At 27.8% G+C, this 26632-nt stretch carries 23 protein-coding genes; 10 read left to right on the top strand and 13 right to left on the bottom strand.

From position 1 onward, the window contains the following. Positions 1–257: 257 nt before the first annotated feature. Both IC214_RS14300 and IC214_RS14295 read right to left on the bottom strand, forming a co-directional pair. Complete coding sequence (locus tag IC214_RS14300; protein WP_227482276.1) at positions 258–734, bottom strand: SAM-dependent methyltransferase; 477 nt, start codon at positions 732–734, stop codon at positions 258–260. Between the two features lie 97 nt (positions 735–831). Continuing rightward, positions 832–2001, bottom strand: a complete 1170-nt coding sequence (locus IC214_RS14295; RefSeq protein WP_227866760.1) for a M20 family metallopeptidase — start codon at positions 1999–2001, stop codon at positions 832–834. 173 nt (positions 2002–2174) lie between these two features. Between IC214_RS14295 and IC214_RS14290 the strand changes: the two genes are divergently transcribed. Both IC214_RS14290 and IC214_RS14285 read left to right on the top strand, forming a co-directional pair. Further along, complete coding sequence (locus IC214_RS14290; RefSeq protein WP_227434303.1) at positions 2175–3038, top strand: S66 peptidase family protein; 864 nt, start codon at positions 2175–2177, stop codon at positions 3036–3038. Positions 3039–3108: 70 nt separating this feature from the next. Beyond that, on the top strand, positions 3109–3702 hold the full coding sequence (locus tag IC214_RS14285; RefSeq protein WP_227434304.1) for a DUF3867 domain-containing protein: 594 nt from the start codon (positions 3109–3111) through the stop codon (positions 3700–3702). A 222-nt stretch (positions 3703–3924) separates the two neighbouring features. Here IC214_RS14285 and IC214_RS14280 read toward each other — a convergent pair whose 3' ends face one another. Both IC214_RS14280 and IC214_RS14275 read right to left on the bottom strand, forming a co-directional pair. Beyond that, a complete protein-coding gene (locus IC214_RS14280) occupies positions 3925–4563 on the bottom strand; it encodes an isochorismatase family cysteine hydrolase (RefSeq protein WP_227866759.1) in 639 nt (212 codons plus the stop codon). Between the two features lie 79 nt (positions 4564–4642). Next, positions 4643–5374 carry a glycerophosphodiester phosphodiesterase gene (locus IC214_RS14275; RefSeq protein WP_227434306.1) on the bottom strand — a complete coding sequence of 244 codons (732 nt, stop codon included), beginning with the start codon at positions 5372–5374 and terminating at the stop codon, positions 4643–4645. A gap of 336 nt (positions 5375–5710) precedes the next feature. Between IC214_RS14275 and IC214_RS14270 the strand changes: the two genes are divergently transcribed. The 3 genes from IC214_RS14270 (at position 5711) to IC214_RS14260 (ending at position 10579) form a co-directional block, all read left to right on the top strand. Then, complete coding sequence (locus IC214_RS14270) at positions 5711–7900, top strand: amino acid adenylation domain-containing protein (RefSeq protein WP_227866758.1); 2190 nt, start codon at positions 5711–5713, stop codon at positions 7898–7900. A gap of 410 nt (positions 7901–8310) precedes the next feature. After that, positions 8311–10239, top strand: a complete 1929-nt coding sequence (locus tag IC214_RS14265; protein WP_227434308.1) for an OPT family oligopeptide transporter — start codon at positions 8311–8313, stop codon at positions 10237–10239. After that, on the top strand, positions 10226–10579 hold the full coding sequence (locus IC214_RS14260; RefSeq protein ID WP_227823697.1) for a PqqD family protein: 354 nt from the start codon (positions 10226–10228) through the stop codon (positions 10577–10579). The genes IC214_RS14265 and IC214_RS14260 overlap by 14 nt, the downstream gene beginning before the upstream one ends. Before the next feature lie 146 nt (positions 10580–10725). Here IC214_RS14260 and IC214_RS14255 read toward each other — a convergent pair whose 3' ends face one another. From IC214_RS14255 to IC214_RS14240, 4 genes are all read right to left on the bottom strand, one after another. Further along, the gene (locus IC214_RS14255; protein ID WP_227482282.1) at positions 10726–12645 is read right to left on the bottom strand and encodes an ABC-F family ATP-binding cassette domain-containing protein; all 1920 of its coding nucleotides are present in this window, start codon (positions 12643–12645) and stop codon (positions 10726–10728) included. 25 nt (positions 12646–12670) lie between these two features. Continuing rightward, positions 12671–13453, bottom strand: coding sequence for a M15 family metallopeptidase (locus IC214_RS14250; protein WP_227866757.1), 783 nt, complete (start codon positions 13451–13453; stop codon positions 12671–12673). Between the two features lie 81 nt (positions 13454–13534). Beyond that, complete coding sequence (locus tag IC214_RS14245; RefSeq protein WP_227866756.1) at positions 13535–14983, bottom strand: PLP-dependent aminotransferase family protein; 1449 nt, start codon at positions 14981–14983, stop codon at positions 13535–13537. 23 nt (positions 14984–15006) lie between these two features. Further along, positions 15007–15906, bottom strand: coding sequence for a D-alanine--D-alanine ligase (locus tag IC214_RS14240; RefSeq protein WP_227866755.1), 900 nt, complete (start codon positions 15904–15906; stop codon positions 15007–15009). 259 nt (positions 15907–16165) lie between these two features. On the opposite strand from IC214_RS14240, the gene IC214_RS14235 reads away from it, so the two are divergent. Continuing rightward, on the top strand, positions 16166–17422 hold the full coding sequence (locus tag IC214_RS14235; RefSeq protein ID WP_227831182.1) for a competence/damage-inducible protein A: 1257 nt from the start codon (positions 16166–16168) through the stop codon (positions 17420–17422). A 69-nt stretch (positions 17423–17491) separates the two neighbouring features. Beyond that, positions 17492–18271, top strand: a complete 780-nt coding sequence (locus IC214_RS14230; protein WP_227434315.1) for an HAD family hydrolase — start codon at positions 17492–17494, stop codon at positions 18269–18271. Between the two features lie 193 nt (positions 18272–18464). Here IC214_RS14230 and IC214_RS14225 read toward each other — a convergent pair whose 3' ends face one another. Then, positions 18465–19049 (bottom strand): zinc dependent phospholipase C family protein, encoded by a 585-nt coding sequence (locus IC214_RS14225; protein ID WP_227482286.1) that lies wholly within the window; start codon positions 19047–19049, stop codon positions 18465–18467. Positions 19050–19248: 199 nt separating this feature from the next. Further along, entirely contained in the window at positions 19249–20670 is a 1422-nt protein-coding gene (locus tag IC214_RS14220) for a sigma-54 interaction domain-containing protein (protein ID WP_227482287.1), read from the bottom strand. A gap of 325 nt (positions 20671–20995) precedes the next feature. Here IC214_RS14220 and IC214_RS14215 point away from each other — a divergent pair, with 325 nt between their 5' ends. Next, positions 20996–21940, top strand: a complete 945-nt coding sequence (locus tag IC214_RS14215; RefSeq protein ID WP_227434318.1) for a DMT family transporter — start codon at positions 20996–20998, stop codon at positions 21938–21940. Between the two features lie 153 nt (positions 21941–22093). Here the strand turns inward: IC214_RS14215 and IC214_RS14210 are convergent, their stop codons facing one another. Both IC214_RS14210 and IC214_RS14205 read right to left on the bottom strand, forming a co-directional pair. Continuing rightward, positions 22094–23035 carry a TIGR01212 family radical SAM protein gene (locus IC214_RS14210; protein ID WP_227836117.1) on the bottom strand — a complete coding sequence of 314 codons (942 nt, stop codon included), beginning with the start codon at positions 23033–23035 and terminating at the stop codon, positions 22094–22096. Between the two features lie 118 nt (positions 23036–23153). Continuing rightward, positions 23154–23702 carry a DUF308 domain-containing protein gene (locus tag IC214_RS14205; RefSeq protein WP_227434320.1) on the bottom strand — a complete coding sequence of 183 codons (549 nt, stop codon included), beginning with the start codon at positions 23700–23702 and terminating at the stop codon, positions 23154–23156. Between the two features lie 152 nt (positions 23703–23854). On the opposite strand from IC214_RS14205, the gene IC214_RS14200 reads away from it, so the two are divergent. Continuing rightward, positions 23855–24283 carry a DMT family transporter gene (locus IC214_RS14200; RefSeq protein WP_227434321.1) on the top strand — a complete coding sequence of 143 codons (429 nt, stop codon included), beginning with the start codon at positions 23855–23857 and terminating at the stop codon, positions 24281–24283. Positions 24284–24373: 90 nt separating this feature from the next. Further along, positions 24374–25024, top strand: coding sequence for a diphthine--ammonia ligase (locus tag IC214_RS14195; RefSeq protein ID WP_227434322.1), 651 nt, complete (start codon positions 24374–24376; stop codon positions 25022–25024). Between the two features lie 111 nt (positions 25025–25135). Here IC214_RS14195 and IC214_RS14190 read toward each other — a convergent pair whose 3' ends face one another. Next, positions 25136–26491, bottom strand: a complete 1356-nt coding sequence (locus IC214_RS14190) for an MATE family efflux transporter (protein ID WP_227434323.1) — start codon at positions 26489–26491, stop codon at positions 25136–25138. Between the last annotated feature and the right edge of the window lie 141 nt (positions 26492–26632).

The raw sequence follows: 26632 nt of genomic DNA, 5'->3' as shown, positions 1-26632 counted from the left end.
CTATAAATAGCTATCCATCCAAATAAATTTGCTGCTTGTAGACTAAATATTGTCATGAGTATTCTCCTTTATAATTATTTATATTAAGTATACAAGATAATTTGCCAATATGAAAGTGGATAAAATCAATTATATAATTCAAGAAAATGAAATACAACGAATACTTTATAGAATTAAAATATAATAAGGTAGAGTATTAAATTAGAATTTTTTAATTTAATACTCTACCTTTAATTTAATACTCTATCTAAAATAAATTAAAATTCAAATTCATTTTCCCAATCAAATTCCCCTGATTTTTCTACACATTTAGGCCAATGACTACACCATTCAGGGACTGAGGGATTTTCAACTCTATCAATACTTGGAGTATATGGTTTTAAGTCGATAACAGGGCTATTATCATTAGCATCGATATATGGAATTCTTATTATACCATGCTCATGGTCGATGCTAATAATTTGTACAGTAGTTAATGCTATTGGGTTAGGTCTAATAGGTGACCTTGTCGCAAATATTCCCATAACATCAGGTGCTTTTTTATAAGGTTTTGGAGTTTCTAAGATACTTCTTGCTTCAACATCATCAAATCCATCAAACCACCAGATTACATTTAAATGACTAAATTCATCAAGTGCTTTTAATGCAGGTATATACTTTTTATCCAATTTAATAGAAATTTCTTCACCTTGAACACGTATTTTTCCTATAGGGTTTACTAAAATTTGTTTCATAATATTACCTCCAATTATTTGGTTTGTTATTTGTAATTTTAGAGTAAACCCTAACACCATGTGAGAGTCAATATAAAAAGGAGATAGAAACATATAATTAAAAGGATAATACATTTTTTGAATGAAGCATAACACCAGTAATAAGACAATCTTCATCAATATCAAAAGTAGCTGTATGAAGAGGAGAATTAATATTTTTTCCCTGATTTGCACAACCAAGGTGATAAAAAACACCTTCACAATATTCCAAAAAATATGAAAAATCTTCAGCACCAAGAGTAGGTGTATCTTTAATCAAAATATTTTCTTTTCCAAATAATTCTACTGCATTTTGTTTAACATAATCTACAAGAGAATTTGAATTTATAAGGGAAGGATAACCTTCTTCAATTTCAACATCAATATTTCCACCAAATGTTTTGCAAGTAAAATCACAAACTTCTCTAATTCGTTTTTTTGAAAAATCTCTGGTTTCCTGCGTTAAAGTCCTTAAGGTTCCTTTTATAACAACTTTATCGCAAACTATATTTTCTTTAATTCCGCCTTCAATTTTTCCTAAAGAAATAACTACAGAATCAGTGGGGTTTGTATTTCGACTGACAATTGTCTGCAAAGCAGTTATGATATGAGCAGAGATAACTATAGCATCAACACCTTGATGAGGATAAGCTCCATGGCATTTTGAGCCATATACAGTTATACAAAGTGTATCTGTTGATGCATTTAAAGTATTGTATTTTAGTTCAATTAAACTTTTATCAATATTGGGATTTACATGAAGACCAAATATATAATTTACATCTGGATTTTTCATGCATCCATCTTCTATCATAAGTTTAGCGCCACCAATGGTTTCTTCAGCAGGTTGGAAAAAAAACTTTACATTTACATTTAAATAATCCTTTAATTTAAATAGTATATTACAAGTGCCAAGTAAAATAGCAGTATGTGCATCATGGCCACATGCATGCATTTTACCTAAATTAATGGATTTATAAGGAAGATTGAGTTTTTCTGTTATAGGTAAAGCATCTATATCAGCTCTTATAGCAATTGTCTCAAAGTTTGGATTTACATTTATATATGCAGTTACTCCTGTGTGATTTTCATATTCAATGTAACTTATACCTATTTCATCTAAATATTTAATAATTTTTTTCTTAGTTTGAAATTCTTCTAAGCCAAGTTCTGGAGTTTTGTGTAAATCTCTTCTAATATCTATAACCCAATCATTTATATCATGGCAAAGAGCTTTAATATTAATCATAAAACACATCCTAACTATATTAAAATTAAAAATTTATTTTTCTTCATTATTATAATTATATTATTCTATATAAAACATTATTCTGTATCAAGTATAAATAAAATGTCTTATAATTATAGTAGAGATGTTTAGCATAAATTAGAATATATCATTTTAGAAGAAGAGGTGTTTAGATGTTAGGAGTAATTGCGCCTTCTGGACCATTGAGAAATATAAGTCTAGGAGAAATAAAATTTAATTTGGAGAAGTATGGTTATAAAGTTAAATTTTCTGAAAGTTGTGGACTAAATTATAAAGGTTATTTAGCTGGGAATGATGATATTAGAGTAAGAGATATAGAAGAGATGTTCTTAGATGAAGAAGTAGATATAATTATGTGTTTAAGAGGAGGTTATGGAACAACAAGAATACTAGATAAAATAAATTACGAAATAATAAAACAAAATCCTAAACCATTTATAGGTTTTTCTGATATAACAGGTTTAAATCTAGCTTTTTATAAAAATTGTGGTCTTTTACCATATCATGGAATAATGGCAGCGAATGTAGCTAAATGGGATGAATTTACTTATAAATCTCTAGTAGATGCTTTAGAATTTAAAGATGAGTTATACTTAGAAAATCCAAAAGAAGAAAAGATTTATACTGTATGTGAAGGCAAAGCAGAGGGAATAATAATGGGAGGAAACTTATCTCTAATAATTTCTACAATAGGAACTAAATATGAAATAGATGCAAAGGATAAAATTTTATTCATTGAAGAAATTGGAGAATGTCAATATAAATTAGACAGGATGTTAACTCAATTGTATTCTTCAGGAAAACTGGATGAATGTAATGGTATAATTTTTGGAGATTTTAAAGACTGTATCAAAGAAGAAGATTTAATAGAACTATTGGAGGAATTTGCGCAGAAGGTTAATAAGCCAGCTATATATAATCTACAATCTGGGCACTGTATACCAATGATAACTATTCCTTTAGGAAGAATGTGTGAATTAGATGCAACAGAAAAAATGGTTAAATTAAAAAAATAGTGTATATATAAATATATTAGAAGTATGGTATAATCTTATACAAGTAAAAATTTAGCTAGGAGGATAAAAAATGTCTGATGATAGAATAATTGACTTTAACGAATTAAAAAACAAAGTTAAAGATTCTGATGTAGATAAATTTGAGCAATACATATATAACTTATATTTTTCTGTTATGGATGGAAAGATGTCGATGGCTGAATTTTCAAGAAAAATATTTGATTATATGAAAGATAATGACATATCTCAAGAAAAGTTTATGAAAATACAAAAACAGTTCATGGAAAGATATGGTATGGACACTGAAGAAGTAGAAAAACAACTTAGAAACTTTGGAATCGACCCTTCTACAGCAGGTTTTATGAGTAATAATACTTCCAGCAAAGTATCTACAGAAGATTTAGAATCGTTTAAAAAGAGTGCAGGATTTTATGAGAAATATGGTGAAAAAATTCAACCTAAGAGTTGTATAACAACATTCATAAAAAATGATTTAAATGATATTAATGTAATAATAGATCAAGAAAAAATAATGCTTTGTAGTGACAAAAAAATAAATCTTATGGACTCAGAATTAAATGAGTTTTTATTAGAATATAAGAATATGTTTAATAAAAAGATAAAAGTAGTTATGTGTGAAACTACAAATAAATACGATTATTAAAAAGTAAATTTAACTATTGAAGCGGTATAGTTGATTAGTATTATGTAAAAAATAGAAATCGCAATTTAATTTCTCCTACAGAAGATGTATAGAAGAATATTTAAATTGCGATTTCTATATTTATATACTTTAGTTATGTTAAATTAATTGTATTAAGTAATATTTGTATAGAACAATCTTATTATCAAAGTTGTATCCCTATATAAATCTATAAAGTATTTATTATAAGCTAATTTCCTTTAATACCTTAATTCCATTTTGAAGCATACTATTAAAAAATACTAGGTTTAAAATCTCTGCAGGATGAACATTAGGAATGTCATAAGTGTCTACTAAATTCATAGGAACAACTATATTTTTTTCGATATTATATTGATTAAAATAAGATTTTAGAGTTATTGCAAATTGATATATACATATATCTGTGCAATCACCAACTATAATTATATTGTCTATCCCATCAAAGTCTAAATTTTCTAGTGCGAAAAATCCATTAGTAGAGTTTTTAGGGAAAACTTGTAGATTTTTTATAGACTTAAGTTCGTCAACTAGTTCACTTTCCACATCACTTTCTAAACAGTGAACAGGATAACTTAAAAGTTCTATAGATTTAGGTGTATGACAATCAGTAAATGCAATTACTTTATTTAGTTTATTTGATATTTTTTTTGCTAAAATTTCAATTGGTTTTATCAAAGATTCTACTCTGGGAGAGTATAAGGCACCTTGTTTTGCAAAACCATTATTGACATCAATTATAAATAAAACTGTTTTACTCAAATCGTAATTTTCTATTTTTTCTATTGGTAGATTATCCAAATTACTTTTTAAAGCTTCAAGTTCATTTAATAAGTTATCCATAAGTATACCTCCAAGCTAAATTTAATAAAATTGTACATATTAATCATATAAAAGTCAAGGAGTATAAACTACTATATAACTAGCTATATTGCTTTGATTGTAAAAGGTTTAAAGCTATATCTGGATAGTTAGTAAAAATACCATCTACATTAAGAGATAGGCAATGTAGCATATCTTCTTCTTCATTTACAGTATACACATTGACACCTAGTAAATTTTTGTGACAAAGTTCAACTAGAGATTCATTTACTAAAATTAAAGGAGGGTGAAGATAGCTATTTCCTAGAAATTTAGCAAATTCAACTACATTATTTATAGGTAAGTAGCATAATAAAGCTGTTTTTATACTGGGTTCTAACTTATGAAAATTTTTTAAGCTATTACTATTAAAACTAGATATAAGAACTCTGTTTTTCATATTATACTTTAAAATAAGTTTCAAAACATCTTTTTCTATATTAGTGTAATTTACTTTGTCAGTTTTTAGTTCTATATTTAAGATAAGGTCTGTAGGCGAAATTAAGATTAAGACTTCTTCTAAAGTTGGAATTTTACATTCTTTATTGTTTTGGTAACCCTCAAAGGATGAGTTCAATGTTTTTAGTTTTCTTAAAGTAAGGTCTTTTACAAAACCATGTCCATTAAAAGTTCTATCAACCGTTTCATCATGAATAACTACAATTTTTCCATCTTTAGTCTTGTGAACATCAAGTTCTATTCCGTATATATCCATATCTAAGCATTTTTTAAAAGCGAGAATAGTGTTTTCTGGATATTTTCCACTAAAACCTCTGTGAGCATAAATGTTCATTTGTAAAGCTCCTTTCAATAAATATAACTTATTCTTATAAAATTTTAATTAATATAATATATCATATTCTAAACAATATAATTATACATTAATTAAATAACAATTTATAATTTATATATTATATAAATGTAAGAAAATAAAATCATATCTGTGTTATAATATATTTTAAACATTATAAATATTACGAATTTAATAGTCATAATATATAAGTATAAGTTTATGCAAGCTCATGTGTTTAGAGCTTGCATATATATTATTAATATATTTCTGTATTTAAAAAAATGAAATTCCAAAAGAATTTTTTCTATAGATTTAGTAGTAAGGGGGAATTTTGATATGTATGAAGTTAATTTAGAACGAGCTATGAATTATTGGATGGATTTGTTAGATGATTATACCAATCTAGCAAAAATTCCAAATGATTTTTTTTATAAAGATTGTTCTGATGAAGTTGTAGATGAAATTTTTAAGATTGATATTGAAAAACATGAGAAACTAATTCAATATTCTAAAATGAATAATATAAGCATAAGTTCTATTATAGAAACTATCTATGGACTTATATTACAAAAGTATACATATGAAGATGATGTAGTTTTTGGAAAAACAATAAATATAATTCCTATAAGAGTTAAGGTTAGACAAAGCGAAAAGTTTATAGATGTTGTAAAAAATTTAAAAAGGCAATGGAGTAGGTCTTTAGAATATGGATACTATTTATTATCAGATATAGAGAATAAAAATCATCTGAATACTAAACTTATAAATACAATATTTGTAGCTAAAAGTTTTGATTTATCATATGACTATGACATAGAAAAAAAAGGATATGATTTATCTGTAATAGTTTATACTAAAAGGGCATTAAAAATAAAAATAAAATATAAGCCATCTATATACAAAAGAGAAACTATTAGAAGGATATTAAATCAATTTGATTATATAATAGAGCAGATAATAAGGAATAATAACATTTTAATAGAAGATTTAGAATTTGTATGTAAGAAAGAAGAAAGAATATTATTGAAAGATTTTAATGATAATCAATGTGAGATACCATATGACAGAAGTTATATTGATTTATTTAGGGAACAAGTTGAGAGAACACCTAATAATGTAGCTGCCAGAGATGAAAATAGAAATTTGACATATAGAGAACTTGATGAGTTAACTGATAGACTTGCAGGTTATTTAAATTATATAGGGGTAAAAAGTGAAGATATAGTAGCTGTAATGTTGCCAAGAGACATTAATATAATTGTTACAGCCATAGGAATTATGAAATCAGGAGGAGCATTCTTCCCGATAGACACAAGTAATCCAGAAGAAAGATTAAATTACCTTCTTGAAGATAGTAATGCAAAAGTAGTAATAACTACAGACGAACTTAGATGTAAGGTTATAAATGAAAACACAATAGTAATTGATATAAATGATGAAGATATATTTAAAATTAGATATGACTTAACTGAAAAAATAACACCATCAAACTGTGCATATACAATATCTACATCAGGGTCAACTGGTAGACCAAAGACTATAGCTATAGAGCATAAGAGTTTAGTAAATATGTGTTATTATAGTATAGAAGCTATAAGTGCTACAGAAAATGATATATGTGGGATATATTTAAGTTTTAGTTTTGATGCTGTAATGAAACAACTATTTCCATATCTATTGATGGGTGCTTCAATAAACATTATGCCAGAAGAAGCAAAATTTGATGAATATACAGTAAATGAGTATTGTGAGGAAAATGATATAACCATATTAGCATTACCAACAGCGTTTGCAAGATTATTTATACAAAACTGTAACAACAGTTCACTTAGGGTTGTGCAGACAGGAGGAGAAAGATTAAAAGGATATAGAAAACGTAACTATGAGTTATATAATGAGTATGGACCAACAGAATTTACTGTTGTATCAACTTCTTTTCATGTGGATAAAGAGTATGGGAAAATACCAATAGGTAAGCCAATCTTTAATACTTATGCATATGTATTAGATAAAAAAAATAAACTATGCCCAATTGGAGTTCCAGGAGAACTCTGTCTATCGGGAATCCAAATATCAAGAGGCTATTTAAATAAAAAAGGTTTAACAGAGCAAGTATTTGTAGAAAATCCTTACAAAACTTGTGAACACAATAAATTAATGTATAGAACTGGTGATTTGGTAAGATGGCTAGATGATGGAAATTTAGATTATATTGGTAGGATGGATAATCAAGTAAAAATTGATGAATTTAGAATAGAGCTGTATGAGATTGAAAACATAATAAACAATATTACAGAAATTAAAAGTGTTGTTTGTATTTCAAGAACAAATGAGGATGGAGATATGTATATATGTGCATATTATGTGATTGATGATGAGGATAGTGAAAAAATAAATGACATAACAGTTAGAGAATATTTAAATGAGCATTTACCTCCATACATGATTCCAACAATAATAATGAGGATAGATAAAATACCAGTTACACCAATTGGAAAAGTAAATAAAAGGGCATTGCCAGAGTGATTTTGTATTATGACAGGTGTTATAAAGGAACTATAGAAGTTTCTTTATGACACCTATTTTCAAGAATGAATCAATTAACATAAAAGAAAGAATTTTCTGTACATTTTTACTGTGGTGAAAATCTGTTTATAAGGATGATTATTGTATTTTTTATACTTTTCCGCGTTTTAAAGTGTTTTTATAACAAATTTAATTTTAATATAAAAAAAATTTTTATTTTTTATCTTAATCCTTTTTAGTATAATCGAAAAATAAAAAGAAAATTAGCATAAAAATATCTAAAAATAGAAATTAATAATATGGGATTAAATTTTAGTAGTTTTTACTCGCTATTTGTAAAATAATAAAAAGTTAAGTTTTATATGTATATATGTTATAATATATACAAACTGAAAAGGGGTGAAAATTTTATGAACAAAAAATTACCTAAGGGAGCTTATGGTGAGGTTAGTGGAAAAGATTACGTTCCATACATCACAGATAAGTCCAGAACCGGTGGAAATGTAGCTGTACTGATTATCGGTATCATTTTAGCTGCCATTTTTGCCGCATCTACAACTTATTCTGGAATGAAAGCTGGTCTTACAGTTGCAGCAGGTATTCCAGGAGCTATAATAGGTTCTGCTTTTGTTGGAGCATTTGCTCGCCAAAAGGGTATTCTTGGTAAGAACTTAATCCAAGGTATGTCAAGTGGTGGGGAATCTGTTGCAAGTGGATTCATTTTCGTATTACCAGCAGTTATCTTAATTGGAAGCCAAATCACATTTTTAGAAGGCTTAGCTGTTGGAGTTGGTGGTGTTTTATTTGGTATAGGAGTTGCAGCAATAGTTCACAATTATTTAATAATTGAAGAACATGGTAAACTTATGTACCCAGAATCAATGGCTATATCTGAAACACTTGTTGCTTCAGAGGCTGGTGGAGACTCAATTAAATACATGGGAATTGGATTTGTAATAAGTGGATTTATCACTGTATTAACTGGTTCATTCTTAAATGTAGCGAACAATGTAATGAGTCTTGTAGGAAGTAAATTCTACAAATGGAAATTTGATATTGAAGTAAACCCTCTACTTTTAGGAATTGGGTTTATAGTAGGGCTTGAAGTTTCTTTAACAATGTTTGCAGGAAGTATCTTATCAAACTTTGGTATTGCACCTTTAATAGGTTACTTTACTGATATGGCTAAAGATGGAGCTATGGTATGGAATAATCCTGCAATGCCTCTTAACCAAATGGATGTTGGAGCTATATCTAGTAGTTATGTAAAATATATAGGTGCTGGTATGATGCTTTGTGGAGGTATTATTGGTGCAATAAAACTTATCCCAACTATAATCGCTTCTATAAAAGAAACACTTAAAGCTAAATCAAGTACTGGAGATGCAGAAGAAGGTTCATCTATACAAATGATACTTTTATTAGGTGGAGTAGTAGTTGGATTCTTAGCAGCGTTCTTGATTTCTGGTAATATTGCTATGGCAATTATTGGAGCTATCATATCTCTTTTATTATCTTTATTATTCGTCATAGTAGCTGGACGTTTAACAGGAACAATAGGAACATCAAATCTTCCAGTTTCTGGTATGACTATAGCTTCTTTAGTTATTGTAACATTAGTATTTGTTATAATGGGATGGACTGATTTAGAAGCTAATAAATCATTACTTTTATTTGGGTCATTTATAGTTGTTGCTATTGCTATAGCTGGAGGATATACTCAATCTCAAAAAGTAACTTACATCATTGGTGGTAGCAAAAATGAAATGCAACGTTACTTCACAGTTGCAAGTATAGTTGGTGTTATAGTTGTTGTAGGAGTAATCTTATTACTTTCTGACCAACTTAAAGCTACTGGTGATAATGTACAATTTGCATTACCACAAGCAAACTTAATGTCAACATTAACTTCTGGTATTATGTCAGGTAGTTTACCTTGGGTTATGATTATTGTTGGAGTATTTATGGCAATTGTGTTATATGCATTAAACTTACCAATAATGACTATAGCTATAGGATTCTATTTACCAATAGCAACAACTTCTATAATATTAGTTGGAGCATTAATTCGTTTATTTGTTGAACTAGTATCTAAATCTGAAAAAGAAAAAGAAGCTAAAGTTTCTAATGGTATAAGTTTATCTTCTGGTCTTGTTGCAGGTGGATCTATCATTGGTTTAATAGGTATAATATTACAAGTAACTGGAGTTATAACTCCAAAAGTACCAAGTGGTTTTGCTGCTACAAATTCAATGGCAATTGCTTTATTAATAGTTTTAGTTGTACTTACAACATTACCGATCATTTTATCTAAAGTAAAAAATAATGAGCAAGAGTAATGATGTTTTAGATATTGTATTTAAAATTACTGATGGACTTGAATATGAAGTAGATGAAAATGGTATTGTAACTATACTTGAAAAACAGGACCATAAGATTCAAAGGTTTTTTAGAAAGTTAAAAGCTAGAATACCTAAATATAAAAAAATAGAGCTAGATGAATATTCTAGTTTTGTATTTTTACAAATTGATGGTCAAAAGACTGTTAGGGAAATAGGTGAAAACTTAGAATCCAAATATGGAGAAGAATCTCATCCACTTTATGAAAGGTTATTGGTTTTTTTAAATCATATTGATGTCAATTGTCACTATGTTGAAAGAATGGATATAGACTTATAATAAAGAATTATTATAGGATATATCAGAATATAAAAATTAGAAGATAGTTAAAAAAGAGCTATATGTTTTTAAAGACATATAGCTCTTTTAAATATTTATAACTTATAAACTTAAAGTAAAGGTTATTAAACTTAGATGTTTTAATATTATTTATTATTAGCTATTTCGTCAGCTAAATTATTTAGATATTCCCATCTTTCATATTTGTACTCAAGTTCTTTTTCCAATTTTGATTTTTCATCTAAAATTTCTTGAAGTTTAGTAAAATCAGTTGCAAATTTTGAAGTACTTTCATCAAGTTTTGCAATTTTAGATTCAAGTTTTTCTATGTCAGAATCAATATTTTCAAACTCTCTTTGCTCATTGTATGAGAATTTAAGTTTTTTATCATTTTTAGGTTTTTCTTTTTTTGGAGCAGTTGAATCATCATTTTTAAGTGATTCTTTTTTAGATTCTTCAAATTCAATTCCTTGAATCTCTCTATAAATAAGATAGTCACTATAATTACCTGTATAAATATGAATTTTTCCATTTCCTTCATATGCAAATATTTTATTACAGATTCTATCTAGGAAATATCTATCATGTGATACTGTAATTACTACACCTTTAAATTCATCAAGATATTCTTCTAATATTTTTAGTGTTTCTATATCTAAGTCGTTTGTAGGCTCATCCAAAAGAAGTACATTAGGAGCTGTCATAAGAATTCTAAGAAGGTGTAGTCTTCTTCTCTCACCACCAGACAGTTTGCCTATCAAAGTATACTGCATGGTACCATTAAAAAGGAATCTTTCACACATTTGAGAAGCTGTAATCCTAGTACCATCAGAAGTTTCTATATAATCACTAGCTTCTTTTACATAGTCTATAGCCCTTATGCCAATGTTCATATGAGAATCATCTTGAGAAAAGCAACCTATTTTTACAGTTTCTCCAATTGAGATATATCCACTATCAGGGGCTAATTTCCCATTTATTATGTTTATTAGAGTTGATTTACCCATACCATTTTTACCTATTATGCCAATTCTATCTGTACGTGCTAAAGTATATTCTAAATTATCTATAACTGTAACTTCTTCAAAAGATTTAGATATATTGTGTATTTCTATTATTTTATTTCCAAGCCTACTTGAGGCAACCGATATATCAATATTTTCATCAGGTTTGAAAGAGTCTCTATTTACAAGTTCATCAAATCTTTGTAGACGAGCTTTTTGTTTTGTGCTACGAGCTTGAGCTCCACGTCTAACCCATGCAAGTTCTGTTCTAATTAAATTTTGTCGTTTATCCTCAATACTTGATTCTAATGCAAGTCTTTCCATTTTCTTTTCTAAAAATATTGAATAATTACCATCATAGCTAAATAATCTACCTTTGTCTAATTCAATTATTCTATTTGTAACACGGTCTAAAAAATATCTATCATGAGTTATCATAAGCAATGAACCTTTTCTTGAATTTAGGTATTCTTCAAGCCAATCGATGGTATCATTATCTAGATGGTTTGTTGGTTCATCTAATATTAAAAGCTCACAAGGAGTAATAAGAGCTGAGGCTAGAGAAACTCTTTTTCTTTGACCACCAGAAAGTTCTATTATTTTTTGATTGAAATCATTTATACCAAGCTTTGTAAGTACAGATTTGGCTTCGCTTTCTAAATCCCAAAGGTTTAAAGCATCTATCTTCTCATGCATGGATAATAATTTTTTATTTAGTTCATCTGTAAAGTTAGAATTAAGTTTTTCTAAAGTTTCTTGGTATTTACCAAGGAGTTTTAATTCTTCTGAAGTTCCATTAAATACTTGTTCTAGGACCGTTGAATTTTCATCATAAGTTGGGTTTTGAGGAAGATATTCTACTCTAATACCATTAGCCTTTGTTATATTGCCAGTTTCACTTTCTTCAGTTCCTGCAATAATTTTAAGTAAAGTAGATTTACCAGTACCATTTACACCAATAAGTCCTATTTTTTCTCCATCATTGATACCAAGAGATATATTTTCAAGTAATTTTTTTTCAGAATAGCTTTTACTTATATTTTCCAATGTCATTAAATTCATATAATTCACCTTTATTTCTAATCTATTATTTTTCAAAATGTTGGTAGTCTGGGTTTTTCCAATATCCACCCCAACTCCAACCTCTGCTTACAAAAGCATTATAACAATCATCACCCTTTTTTATCATTCCAAATTTTAAAGCCGACCTATCTGCATAAACAGTGCTTACCTTAGGGCTAACATTGTCTCCAGAAACATGTGGGTTTTGTAATGGATTTATATCTATAGCACGTCCTTTACCATGATTTGAGACAGTATTTGTACCAGCTACAGTTCTATAACAAAATGCAGATGTATTATTATCAGACATAGATTTTTCATCTACAGCATCATAATCATCTATTAATTTAATTTTTTCAATTGGATATTTTTTTTCATATAACTCTTTAAAAATATCGACAACTTCTGAAGCTAGTTCACTATTTACTATCATCTCACCTTGATGAGTTTTTTTATCAAATCCGTAGTAGGTAAGTTGCAAGTAAGATAAACTATGAAATCCTATAGGTTCATCAGAAGGCATAGATTTACCAATCATTTTGTTTTTTATGTTATCTGGTATTGAAGAATATGAAAAAGTGGGCTTAATGTTGTTATCTTCCTGTTTTTTAGTAGAGTTTTGATTATTTTTAGAATCCTCTGTTGTATTGTTTTTATCTTGCATAGTTTCTTGACTTTTTATATTATCTTCTTTGTTGGATTTAGAGAAAAATATCTCATATATAGATAGTAAGGCAAGAAATAATACAGTTATTACAATTGTTAGCTTTAATTTATTAATCTTCTTTCGTTTTGACTTTTTACTCATATTATCCCCCATGTTAGATTCATATAAACTATATATATTATACCTCATAAAAATAAACTAGGCTAACAATATTTAGTTAACCTAGGACATTTCATCTATAGTTTCTCCTATTATTTTTATACCAGTTTCAATATCTTCAAAAGAGAGTCTCGAAAATCCAAGTCTTAAAGTGTCAGAACCAAAGCCATCTGTAAAAAATAAATCTCCAGGCATGAAGATAACATTTTTTTTATAACATTTTTCTAATAGCTTTCTAGTATCTATATTCTTAAGTTTGATAAATATATGCAAGCCACCATCACCTAAGATATATTCCGTTTGCATATATTTTTTTACACATTCATAGGCGAAGTTAAATTTATCCCCATAGAATTTACGTATTTTTTTTACGTATTTTTCAAATCCTCCATTACTTAAATAATCAAATAAAATACCTTGGTCTAAAAAAGATACATGTATATTTCTGCACCTTTTTACACTTTCTAACTTATCTATAACTTTTTTATCTGCAAAAATCCATCCAATTCTTATTCCAGGAAATAAAATTTTTGAAAAGCTACCAATATATACAACACCATTATTCATATTATCAAGAGAGCAGAGGGGAAATATATGAGAACTATTGTAGAGTAATTCTTCATTAAATCCATCTTCTATAATTGCTATATTGTATTTTTTCATAAGATTATAGAATCTATATCTATTTTCAGGGGTCATTACAATTCCTGTTGGGTTGTGATAAGAAGGTGTAATATATGCAAATTTTATTTTATTTTTGTACTCAATTAAACGATTTTCGAGCATATTGAAATCTAAACCATTTTCAGATATATCCACACCTAAAATATTGAGATTGTGTGACTTCATAATTTTTATAGCTGTGTTGTGAGTAGGATTTTCACAAATTATATAGTCTCCTTCTTGAGTGAAAGAGGACATAATAATATCAAAGCCTTCTGTAAATCCATTTGTAATTAATATATCTTTGTTATTAATATCAACGCCCTTATTTGTCATATATTCAAGCAAATAGTCAATAAGAGGTTTATAACCTTGTGCATATCCATAGTTAAGTAGTTTGTGACCTTCTAATGAGATTCTATTTAAAAAAGATTTTTTTAATTCCTCCATATCAAATAAATCTCCATCAGGAGATATACTTTTAAATGATATTAGGTTAGAGCTCCAAGGTATTTCGCTTTTTATAATATCTAATTCATTAGCTTTTTTAGAGTATGTATTCTCTAAACAATCCCAATTTAAAGACCATGTAGTGTTTGAAGATTTATTTTTTGAATTAACAAATGTACCTTTTCCTGAAACAGAGTAGATTAAGCCCTCTGATTTTAGTTCTTCATAAGTTAAGACTATGGAATTTCTACTAACTTGTAAAAGCTGACTAAGCTCCCTTGTAGAAGGGAGCTTACTATTGTCTGGAATTAATCCTTTTGATATCATATCACTTATATAATTTTTAATTTGTATATAAATTGGTTCACTATCATTTAATCTTAGATTTGAAAATATCAAATTACCACCTCAAATTGTATTATCTAATTTAAAGAGTATTCTATAAGTTTATCTAATAATTGGCTATACTCAAGACCTTTAGCAGCGGCACTTCTAGGTATTAAACTAGTTTTAGTCATGCCAGGAAGAGTATTTAGCTCAAGAACATAAGGAATACCTTCACTTATAATCATATCAACTCTTACATATGCTTTGCAATTAAAAATTTTCCAACAAGTCTCAGAAATCTCATTTACTCTTTTTTGAAGTTCATCATCTAAATAAATAACTTCTTCTTTTGCTCCTTTTTCAAGTGAGTATTTAGCTTCATAATCAAAGAATCCTGAGTCTGATTTTATAGATATAGTAGGAAATACTTCGCCATTTAATATGAATGAAGTATATTCTCCACCTGGTATATATTTTTCAATCATTACAAACTCATCAACTTCTAAACCTTTACGAACTGCTTCTTCAGCTTCATCTTTGGAATGGATGAAGAATGTAGCAACACTTGAACCTCCTGAATTTGGTTTTATAAATACTGGATAGCCTATTTTGTCTATCTCATCATAATTTATTTCATCAATTGATTTTACTAAAGCCCATGGAGCAGTAGGAAGGTCTGAATCTCTAAGCATTTTTTTAGTGATGTTTTTGTCCATACACATTCCACTACAAAGAGGTCCACATCCAGAATATGGTATATCCATAGTCTCAAGTACTGACTGAATGCATCCATCTTCACCAAATTTCCCATGTAGTGCTAGTACTGCAAAATCTGTATCTTCTGGTATTTTTGTAAATATATCTTTTTTATCATCTATTATCACCTTTACAACATCGTATTTACTTTTATCAAGATTATTATATATTTCTTTTCCTGAATTTAAAGAAACTTCTCTCTCTGATGATATTCCACCCATTATAACTGCTATTTTCATATTATACACTCCTATTTTAAATTTTATTATTTTTAAATTAAATTTTTTAATTTACTTACTTAATTATATGAATTAATGGTTGATGATGAAAGTACCACTACATGTGAAGTTTATATTATGTGTGGTTTTAGAGTGATAATCTAACTTACAGATAGATTTGAATGATTTTTTAACTTTATTTATATCATTATTTTTGCTAAAATTAGTGGTATGAACTTAAGACTAGTCTTAGTGGCTATAAATCAAGGAGTGATAAAATTTGAAAGCAGAAATAATAAGTGTAGGAACAGAGATACTGTTGGGAGATATAGTAAATACAAACTCTCAATTTTTAGCTAAAGAACTTGCAGCATTGGGAATAGAAGTATACCATCAAAGTACAGTTGGAGATAATAAGCAAAGACTCTTAGAATGTTTTGATGAAAGCTTAAAAAGAAGTGATTTAGTAATTACTACAGGAGGTCTTGGACCAACTGGTGATGATATGACAAAAGAAACTGCAGCAGAGTATTTTGGACAGGAATTAGAATTACATAAACCATCATTAGAAGTCTTAGAATCATTCTTTGTTAAAACAGGAAAAAAAATGGCCGAAAATAATATGAAACAAGTATATTTTCCAAAGGATGCTATAGTATTAAAAAATAATAATGGAACAGCACCAGGAGCTATTTTAAAGAAAGATGATAAAAGTATAATAGTACTACCTGGACCTCCAAGAGAAATGAAGGCAATGTTTAATGAAAGTGTCAAACCTTACCTACAACAATTTACAAAGGAAATGCTAGTATCAAAAACTTTAAGATTGTATGGAATAGGGGAGTCAAACCTAGAATTGGAAATTTTAGATATAATTGATGAACAAACTAATCCAACAGTTGCTTTGTATGCAAAGGAATTAGAAGTTACAATAAGAATAACTGCAAAAGCTGAAAATGAAGAACAAGCTTTTGAATTTATAAGACCAGTAGAAGAAAAGATAAAGGACAGAGTAGGTAAATATGTATATACTGAAGGAGATATTTCAGTATCTGAAGGAGAGTCTGCATTAGAAGATGCTGTTTCTAAGCTTCTTGTAGAAAAAAACTTAACAATAGCAGTGGCTGAATCTTGTACTGGAGGTTTGGTATCTTCATCTCTTATAAACTACCCAGGAATATCTTCTGTATTTCTTGAAGGATGTGTAACATATTCTAATGAAGCCAAAATGAAAAGATTGGGAGTAAAAAAAGAAACTTTAGAAGACTTTGGAGCAGTAAGTGAACAAACAGCAATAGAAATGGCTGAGGGCGTTGCTAAAGGGCTTGGAGCTAATATAGGTATATCTACAACTGGAGTAGCTGGACCTGGTGGAGGAACTGAGGAAAAGCCTGTAGGGTTGGTTTATACTGCAATATATATAAATGGAAAAATAATAGTGAAAAAAAATATATTTAATGGAGATAGAAGAAAAATAAGATTGAGAGCTACTAGAGATTTACTTAATGAGTTGAGAATACAATTAGAAAAACTTTAAACTATTGTGATATTGATTATATTTAAAGTATTGGTATAATATAAAATCATTTTTGGAGGCTTTTAATTTATGATAAAACATATATTTTGTGATTTAGATGGAACTTTATATGAAAATGGAGCTATAACAAAAGAAGATATAGTAGCAATTGAGGAAATAGAAAAAAGAGGAGTACAGTTTAATGTTGCTACAGGTAGAGTTTTCAAACAGGCTCGTGATATTATCGAAGGGAGCTTAGATATGAATGGCTATTATATATGTGAAAATGGTGCATTTATACATGATAAAGACTATAATGTGATTTTTAAGCAAACTATAGATGATAAATTAGTAAAAAAAGTTATTGATAGATTTGAATCAACTGATGCACAATTGTATTTTAAATATAAAGGAGATGTAATTGTAGATAGTGACACAACAGCTTTTAGACATTATTCTAGCGATTTTATAGTGGACCCCGATTTTGAGAAAAGAGATAGTTTTGATAATCTTATAGGCAATATTGGTATATGCTCTGAAAATTTAGAAGAGTTGTCTAGAATAGAATTATATTTAAAAAGTGAGTTTAGTGAAGTGTTAGAAATATATTTTTCTAGTACTTATACTTTAAACATAGTTCCTAAAAGTGTATCAAAAAGAGGTAGCATAGAACATGTAATAAAAACTCTAAATGTAAGTCCAGATGAAGTTGCTACTATTGGAGATTCTCCAAATGATATTTGTATGTTAGAGGGATTTAAATATAGTTTTGTAATGTCAAAGGCAAGAGAAGAAGTAAAACAAAGTGCAAATTATGTAGTAGATAGTGTAAAAAGTGCTATAGATGCTATCATAAAAATAAACAGTTAGATATAAGATTGATGAGAAGTAATAAAAAATTAGTAAATTATTTTTGTTTGTTGATTTACTAATTAATCAATTTTATAAGGTATTACCTATTCAGTATAAAAAAATGACTGTTCAGTAGAATTATAAAACTAGATTTTATATTCTGTAGAGCAGTCATTTTGATTATATTAATTGTCAGTTTAAAATTCTTAAGTTAACCACAATTTGCTATATGGTATGATTTTATTGTATTAGCTAAAATAGAATCTAATATATAATTTATAACACTATTGCAAGTATACGCTGAAAATTTTAAATCATTCATATAGTCGCTTTTCTTTTTGTATTCATTGTAAAGTTTAACAAAAAATTTTTCAAATCCACTATTTATAGTATTACCTTTAATTTTAGATAAATCAACATCCTTTGCAAATGCTCCAAGTTCTCTTTCATAAGTAACATGTTTATTCAAACTATGCTTAAATTCCCAGCGTTCACTATGAGCTAAGCAGAAAAAATCGCATAAAAAGTGGCAGATAACACCAAGCTCTTGACTAAGTCTACTTACTGAAAAATATTTAGAAACACTGTCTATAGTAAGACTGCACAGATATTTTATTTTAGAAGCAATCATATTAAATGATTCATCCATATAATGTTTTTTTAATTTATATTTAGAAAAAGCATCTGGCTTTATATTACCATATATAAAATTTTTTTCGCTTATAAAGAATGTTTTATTTTCATCTATATTATTAAGTATCGATTTTGCCATAATAAAATGGGTATTCATTAACATATTTACACCTCGTATAGTTTATTAGACTTATTAAATATATTATTATGATATGATATTTATGATAAAAGTTTAATGGTAAATATATGAAATTAAGTCAATCACATTTATTTAAATAATTTCAACCATATTCATAATACCAGTAATTGGCGAAATTTACAATATGTAAATAATGTTAAGTTTTTATTTATCAAATTTAAAATTAAGTATTAGTATACTTTCTAATTAGCCTATTAGCCTTGGATTGAGAAATTTCAAGTTGTCTAGCTACTTTATAAGAACTACCAAATTTCTCATAAGCATCCAAAATTACATTTTTTTCATACTCCATAATCAAGGTGTCAAAGTTTTTGTTTTTATAATCAATATGTAGAGAATTATCTACATTGGTTGTGTATGTTGGAGGGTTATTTCCATAACTTACAATATTTACATTTTTAGTGAGTATACTTGGTAAATCGTCTGTTGTTATATGATTATCTCTACAAGTAAGTAAGATTTTTTGAATTATATTCTGTAACTCTCTTATATTACCTGGAAATCTGTAGTTTGCAATAATACTTATAGCTTCTTTTGAAATTGTCTTGTTTAGATTAAAGTCACTTGAATATCTATTAAAATAATATTTTATAATCTCTACTAAATTATCCTTTCTTTCTCTAAGTGGAGGGAGTTTTATTTCTATAACATTTAATCTATAATATAAATCTTCTCTAAATTTTTTTTCTTTTACTTTAGAAATTAAGTCAGCATTTGTAGCGGATATAATTCTTATGTCAACTTTTTTATTTTTTAAACTTCCGACTGGAGTAAAAGTCCTATCTTGTATCAATTGTAAAAATTTTGCTTGTAGATTTTGTGGTATATCACCTATTTCATCTAAAAAAAGAGTTCCTCCGTTAGCCAATTCTACAAGACCAACTTTACCTTTGGTACTTGCACCTGTAAAAGCACCTGAAGTATATCCAAAAAGTTCAGATTCAAGTAGTTGTGGAGATATGGTTGCACAGTTTATAGTTATAAATGGACCACTTGACCTGTTGCTATTGTGATGTATATATCTAGCAAGTGAACTCTTTCCTGTTCCAGATTCTCCTAATAATAGTACGCTTACATCAGTTTTAGAAACATGGTTGACTGTATTCATAATAGGTCTCATAACTATGCCATCCATAATTACTGTATCTTCAATCCTAAGAGCAGTTCTATATAGTGTTTCCACTTCAGATTTGTATTTTTTTACTTGTTTTTTTGTATCTTCAAGTTTATTTTTTATATTATTAAGTTCGGTTATATCTCTACAATTTTCAACAGTGAATTCTAGCTCACCATTTTCATCAAATACAGGACTTGCAGTTATAATAAGTTTTTTTCCTGTTTGAGTATCTTGTTCAAGTGAAAATTTAGACTTTGTTCTCAATACTACTGGTATGGGGCTTTTTGTTGAATATCCAGATTCTTCTAAGAAAGAAACATTTTTTCCTAAAATATCTTCTTTTTTTAGACCATAATTTTCTTCAAATGCCTTATTACAATATATTATTATACCTTTATCATCAGATGCACATATTTCGTCATGAGAAGCCTCTAATATTTTTTTATAAAACTCTAAATCTAAATCCATTTTCCCTATTGTCCCCCTAAATTTTTAATGATATATTAAAATATATTTAATTTATTAAATATAATTAAAAGTATAATCTTTATATAATACATAAACTTCAGTCTATTTTAACTTTGAATAAGTTATATATAACTTATTTTACAATTAAAGCGAGTCTAAATCAACTTAAAATATACTTGAAATAACTATAGAAAAGTTGAAAAACTAGTAATATTGTTGCAAATTCTAAGTTTTTAGTGTAGATATAAATAAAATAAAAGTGGCATGGTTTTTGCTTGATAAAAATGATGTGTATTGACTAAATAATAGTAGAGGGGTATTTAAGATGGGAGAAAAAAGTAAAGGGTATGTATTTATAGCAACAGCAGGAATCTTATGGGCTACACTTGGGTTGTTTGGAAAGTTTCTGATGGGAAGTGGATTGACATCAGAACAAGTAGCATTTACAAGATTATTTTTTGGATTTATAGTTTTAGGTGTTTATTCAGCTATAAGAACACCACATATTTTGAAAATAAACAAAAGAGGAATTATTTATTCAGTAATAATAGGAATTATATGTCAAGCTATGTTTAATTTATGTTACTTTAAAGCTATTGATACTGTAGGTGTATCTGTAGCAGCAGTTTTATTGTATACATCGCCATTGTTTTTAGCTGTATTTTCAAAATTTTTTTATAAAGAGAGTATTACTAGAAGTAAAATATTTTCGCTGATTTTTTGCTTTATTGGAGCTATTATGGCAGTAACTGGTGGAAGTTTAAATTTTCAAAACTTAAGTACTATGGGATTATTGCTTGGAATATTATCTGCAATAGCGTATGCACTTATGCCAACTATTAGTAAGAATGCCTTAAAAGAATTTTCAAGTTCAACAATATTAGTTTACAGCTTTTTATTTGGAGCGATATTTATGATTCCTTCTGCTAGACCATGGGAAATATTAACCTATGCTAAAGATTTAAATATTTTATCTTGTATGTTGATGTTGGGGGTTGTTCCAGCGGCACTTGCATATATTTTTTATGCAGCAGGTATATCTAAAGGTGTAGAGTTATCTGTTGCAGGTGTTGTAGCATCAGTAGAATTAGTTGGCTCTGTTATAATTGGATGCACTATGCTAGGAGAAAGTTTTTCTATAGGAAAGCTGTTTGGAGTGATGTTAATGTTGATATCAGCTGTAATAGCACTTAATCTTTCTTATGATGGAATAAAAATGTTCTATAAGTCTAATAAATTAAAACAAACTGAGAAAACAGAAAGTATTTAAGAATATGTATTTTGTCCTTATATATTTATATAGGGGTATTTTTCATTGTAATTTTTAATATGAAATTTGCTTTGGAAACAATAAAATAACTATAGATAGATTTATGTTTATATAAAGCTATCTATAGCTATTATGTTATCTTTAATCATTTATTTAATCTTGAATAAATTTACAACCTTGATAGGAGTTGCGAGATTTTAATGTATCATCAATTTGATTTAAAATCTCCCATTTTTTTAAACTCCATAAAGGTCCAACCAGTTCATCTCTTTTACCATCGCCAGTAAGTCTATGAATTATCATAGTTTCAGGTAATATTTCTAGTTGGTCACAAACAAGATTAATGTATTCATCTTGGTTCATAAGAGTTAACATCCCATTTTGAAGCATTTTCTCCATAGGAGTATCTTTTATAACATGTAATAGATGTATTTTTATACCATCTACATTCATTTTGCCAACTGCCTTAGCAGTTTCCATCATCATATTATAATCTTCACCAGGTAGACCATTTATAATGTGTACAACTACTTTTATATTTTTAGCCTTTAATTTTTCAACACCTTCAACAAATGTTTTATAATCATGTCCTCTATTTATAATTTTAGATGTAGAATCATGAATTGTCTGAAGTCCAAGTTCAACCCATAGATTAGTTCTTTTATTAAGTTCAGATAGATAATCAACTACATCATCTGGTAAACAGTCAGGTCTTGTTGAGATTGAAAGGCCTATAACATCATCAAGAGATAGTATAGTTTCATATTTATCTTTTAAAACCTCAAGAGGTGCATAAGTATTTGTATAAGCTTGAAAGTAGCCAATATATTTAGCATGAGGCCATTTTTTTAACATCATTTCTCTTATATTATAAAATTGATTAATAAGATTATCCTTAGGATTTCCAGCAAAGTCGCCTGAACCTTCTTTACTGCAATAAGTACAACCACCATAGCCAATACTTCCGTCAATATTTGGGCAAGTAAATCCTGCATTTATTGATACTTTAAAGACTTTTTCTCCAAATGTATTTCTAAGGTAGTAATTCCAAGTATGATATCTTTTATTATCAAAAGCATATTTAAATTTATCCAAAGTAATCACCTATTTCTAATAAAATTGTACATTAAATTTGTACAAAAAACATATTACCACAAATAGGTGACTTAAACAAATTCTATTTTAAGTAATGAAGAATAAAGCAACAAAATAATTAATACTTTCTAGATTTGTTTCCAGAAAAAAATAGAGCAAGTCCAAATAATATTATAAAAAATGACATTATTGAGACTATAAATCTAGATAAAAATAGTGGTGACAATATAAGGCATATACCAAATAAAGTTTTAACTATATTCCAAGTTGTAAACTTAGAATATGGATTATTTTTACTATTTACAAACACTACGAGTTGATTAAAAATTAAATAAAAGCCCAAAAGTAATGAGAAAATACTCTGTATTTTTTGAGGAAATATAAAAAGTAATATACATGTAATTATTAGAATCCATTGAACATTGGTAGATGGTTTAATTTCTTCTTTAGTAGCATATCTTTTTAACTCATTGATGTTTTTAAGATTTAAATATGCAAAGAATAAAAGTGCAACTCCAAAAGTCCAAGAAATTAATTTTATACCTAGAGTCTTAAACGTAAGGCACAAGAATCCCAATATAACAAGTAACACTCCCATTATCATAAATTTAGTAGCATTTTCCTTTTTATTAAAGTTATCAAAATTGATATTAAAATTTGTATACATAAAATCACCTCCAAAATCAATAGAACAATTATAACAGAAATTTATACTCAAATAAAGCCACATAGTATAAAAATAAAACTCTAGTTAGTAATTAATTAATAGGTTGTATCATAAACTCTTATTAATAGAATTATATAGGAGGAGGTTTGTCCATGACAAAATTATGGGCAATAATATTTGCATTATTGGCGGGTGGGTCTACTGCTCTTGAAGCTTTTATAAATGGAGAATTAGGTAAGAGTACAACAGCATTGGTTGCCACCTTTATAAGTTTGACTGTAGGAGCAATATTTTTTCTTGCAAGTATAATAGTTGCTGGAGATTTAAAATGTTTAGTATCTTTAAATGGTTTTAATTATAAGTTATTGCTAGGAGGAGTATTTGGAGGGCTAATAATATATTTTACAGTAAAAGCAATTCCAAACTTAGGGGTATCAAATACACTTATATTAACACTTGTATCTCAAGTTCTAATCGGTTTTTTTATTGATAGTGTGATTTTGGGACAAGAAACAATGCATTTATACAAATACATAGGGGTTATACTTTTAATTTTAGGTACATTCTTTATAGTAAACTAATGATTTAAAATACTATATAATTTGCTATATAACTTAAAAATTTGGTATAATTAGGATAGTAAGTAAAGTTAAAAGAAAGAGGTGTTAGGAATGGCTGATGAAAAATTTGTAATGTCATTTAGTGGTGGTAAAGATAGTATATTAGCATTAAATAGAATGTTGGAAAAAGGATATAAGCCTGTGGCACTCTTGACAACTATAAGTGAAGAACATGGAAAATCATGGACTCATAACTTAGAGCATAAGATGCTTAAACAAGTAAGTGATAGTATTGGGCTACCTCTGTTAGTTGCTGAATGTGGAGTAGAAGGGTATGAAGAGAGTTTTGAGAGAGCTTTAATAAAAGCTAAAAACATGGGAGCAACAATATGTGCATATGGAGATATAGATATAGAAAGTCACAAAAAGTGGGACTCTGACAGATGTGATGCAGTTGGTATGAAGGTAGAACTACCATTGTGGCAAGAAAGTAGAGAGGAGTTGGTATATGAATTTATAGATAGTGGATTTTGTAGTGTCATAACAAAAGTAAACTTAAAGCATTTAGGAGAGGAATTTCTAGGAAAAAAATTAACCAGAGAACTTGTGAAAAAGATAAAAGAAACAGGCTCAGACCCATGTGGAGAGCATGGAGAATATCATACATTTGTAGTAGATGGGCCAGTATTTAGAACTCCTGTAGAATATGAAGTAAAAGGAAATGTAATAAAAGATGGTTATGGTTATTTAGAAATAAAATAAGTACATAAATAAAATACCTATTATACAATCTTAATGTATGCAAAGTATTGATGTTTGCAAGATTGTATAATAGGTATTCTGTATTTTATATATTATTATTGCTACTTTTGTTTAAGCTATTTTTTTTAGACTAGAATCTAATGTAGAAAAATTCTTCTTTAAGAAAATTATTGATGCAATAAGGCATATAAATTCAGAAACAATAGTAGTCATCCATATTCCTTGACCACCAAACATTAGTATCATTACAATTAAACTTAGAGAGACGATTATAAGACCTCTACCAAGAGATATAACTGTAGAAATTGATGGTTTTTCTACTGAAACAAAGAATCCTGAAATTATTACATTAAATCCAACTAACAAGAATGATATAGAGAATATTTTAAATACACGAACCCCTTCATTGAATAATATAGTTTCTTCTGGGTGAATAAACAGAGAAACTATTGGTTCTGAAAAAGTCATACAGATTGCAAATACAGCTATTGAAGCTATTATTGTAGCTTTTACACCCATCTTCAATAATTTCTTTACATTATCTATGTTTCCTGCACCATAATAAAAACTAGTAAGTGGTTGCATACCCTGAGTGATACCCATCATAGTCATAAGAACCAATGTGTTTATATAGTTTATAACACTATAATAAATAAGCGCATTTTCTCCTATATATTTAGTAAGACTCAAGTTAAAAAGTAAAACAACTATACCGCAGCTTAATTCAGTAGTTGAATCAGGGAAACCTATAAAGAGAATTTTTCTAAGTGTCTTAAAATTAACCTTAAATTTAGAAAAATTCAAAGTTGAGTTTTTTCTAAAAAAGTGTATTAAGAAAAAAACAGTAGAAAAAACTTGAGATAAACCAGTCGCAATACCAGCACCCTTTACACCCCATCCAAACTCTATTACAAATAAATAATCTAGTATGATGTTTGTAAGGGCTGATATTATAACACCAACAGTAGCCAATATTGGGAATCCATCAGTTTTTATTATAACTTCTAAAGAATAGGAGACTATAAAGAAACCATTAAAAAATATTATTATTCCTAGGTAGTCTTTAACCATACCAATTGTAGATTCTGTGGCACCTAAAAATAATGCCAATCTATCTAAGTTAAAAAAGGTTACTGCCAATATAATTAATGATAGTATAATTATTGATACTAAATTAAATGAAAAAACTTCATTTGCAGATTTGATATCTTTTTTTCCTAGATAAATTGCGATTATAGTAGATGCACCAGTTGAAAATAACAAAGAAACCGCAAATATAAAATTAATAAAAGGCATAGATATATTAACAGCAGCTAAGGCTAATTCTCCAACTCCTTTACTTACAAATATTCCATCAACCATTGTATATAATGAGAAAACCCACATTGCAACTACAGATGGAGCTAAGTATTTAAAAAACCTTTTGCCCAAACTTATGTTTTCGTCTATAGATATTTTTGTATCCATTTATTATCACTCCTTGTAAAGCTATTATAAAAATTATGAAACTATTAATTAATAATTTTATTTATTACTAATATAGATGATAAACTATAGTATAGTACCAATGTCAACAGCAAATAGCAAATAATTATAAATTTTATTAAA

The organism is Clostridioides sp. ES-S-0190-01, assembly GCF_020658275.1.
In the GTDB taxonomy this organism is placed as follows: Bacteria; Bacillota; Clostridia; order Peptostreptococcales; family Peptostreptococcaceae; genus Clostridioides.
The sequence above is the reverse complement of the archived record's forward strand: the minus strand, read 5'-3'. Positions and strand labels throughout refer to the sequence as shown.

What these genes read in the sequence shown, in the direction of transcription:
- IC214_RS14300 (WP_227482276.1), bottom strand. Translation starts at nt 734, where the DNA reads ATGAAACAAATTTTAGTAAACCCTATAGGAAAAATACGTGTTCAAGGT.
- IC214_RS14295 (WP_227866760.1), bottom strand. Translation starts at nt 2,001, where the DNA reads ATGATTAATATTAAAGCTCTTTGCCATGATATAAATGATTGGGTTATA.
- IC214_RS14290 (WP_227434303.1), top strand. Translation starts at nt 2,175, where the DNA reads ATGTTAGGAGTAATTGCGCCTTCTGGACCATTGAGAAATATAAGTCTA.
- IC214_RS14285 (WP_227434304.1), top strand. Translation starts at nt 3,109, where the DNA reads ATGTCTGATGATAGAATAATTGACTTTAACGAATTAAAAAACAAAGTT.
- IC214_RS14280 (WP_227866759.1), bottom strand. Translation starts at nt 4,563, where the DNA reads ATGGATAACTTATTAAATGAACTTGAAGCTTTAAAAAGTAATTTGGAT.
- IC214_RS14275 (WP_227434306.1), bottom strand. Translation starts at nt 5,374, where the DNA reads ATGAACATTTATGCTCACAGAGGTTTTAGTGGAAAATATCCAGAAAAC.
- IC214_RS14270 (WP_227866758.1), top strand. Translation starts at nt 5,711, where the DNA reads ATGTATGAAGTTAATTTAGAACGAGCTATGAATTATTGGATGGATTTG.
- IC214_RS14265 (WP_227434308.1), top strand. Translation starts at nt 8,311, where the DNA reads ATGAACAAAAAATTACCTAAGGGAGCTTATGGTGAGGTTAGTGGAAAA.
- IC214_RS14260 (WP_227823697.1), top strand. Translation starts at nt 10,226, where the DNA reads ATGAGCAAGAGTAATGATGTTTTAGATATTGTATTTAAAATTACTGAT.
- IC214_RS14255 (WP_227482282.1), bottom strand. Translation starts at nt 12,645, where the DNA reads ATGAATTTAATGACATTGGAAAATATAAGTAAAAGCTATTCTGAAAAA.
- IC214_RS14250 (WP_227866757.1), bottom strand. Translation starts at nt 13,453, where the DNA reads ATGAGTAAAAAGTCAAAACGAAAGAAGATTAATAAATTAAAGCTAACA.
- IC214_RS14240 (WP_227866755.1), bottom strand. Translation starts at nt 15,906, where the DNA reads ATGAAAATAGCAGTTATAATGGGTGGAATATCATCAGAGAGAGAAGTT.
- IC214_RS14230 (WP_227434315.1), top strand. Translation starts at nt 17,492, where the DNA reads ATGATAAAACATATATTTTGTGATTTAGATGGAACTTTATATGAAAAT.
- IC214_RS14225 (WP_227482286.1), bottom strand. Translation starts at nt 19,049, where the DNA reads ATGTTAATGAATACCCATTTTATTATGGCAAAATCGATACTTAATAAT.
- IC214_RS14220 (WP_227482287.1), bottom strand. Translation starts at nt 20,670, where the DNA reads ATGGATTTAGATTTAGAGTTTTATAAAAAAATATTAGAGGCTTCTCAT.
- IC214_RS14215 (WP_227434318.1), top strand. Translation starts at nt 20,996, where the DNA reads ATGGGAGAAAAAAGTAAAGGGTATGTATTTATAGCAACAGCAGGAATC.
- IC214_RS14205 (WP_227434320.1), bottom strand. Translation starts at nt 23,702, where the DNA reads ATGTATACAAATTTTAATATCAATTTTGATAACTTTAATAAAAAGGAA.
- IC214_RS14200 (WP_227434321.1), top strand. Translation starts at nt 23,855, where the DNA reads ATGACAAAATTATGGGCAATAATATTTGCATTATTGGCGGGTGGGTCT.
- IC214_RS14195 (WP_227434322.1), top strand. Translation starts at nt 24,374, where the DNA reads ATGGCTGATGAAAAATTTGTAATGTCATTTAGTGGTGGTAAAGATAGT.
- IC214_RS14190 (WP_227434323.1), bottom strand. Translation starts at nt 26,491, where the DNA reads ATGGATACAAAAATATCTATAGACGAAAACATAAGTTTGGGCAAAAGG.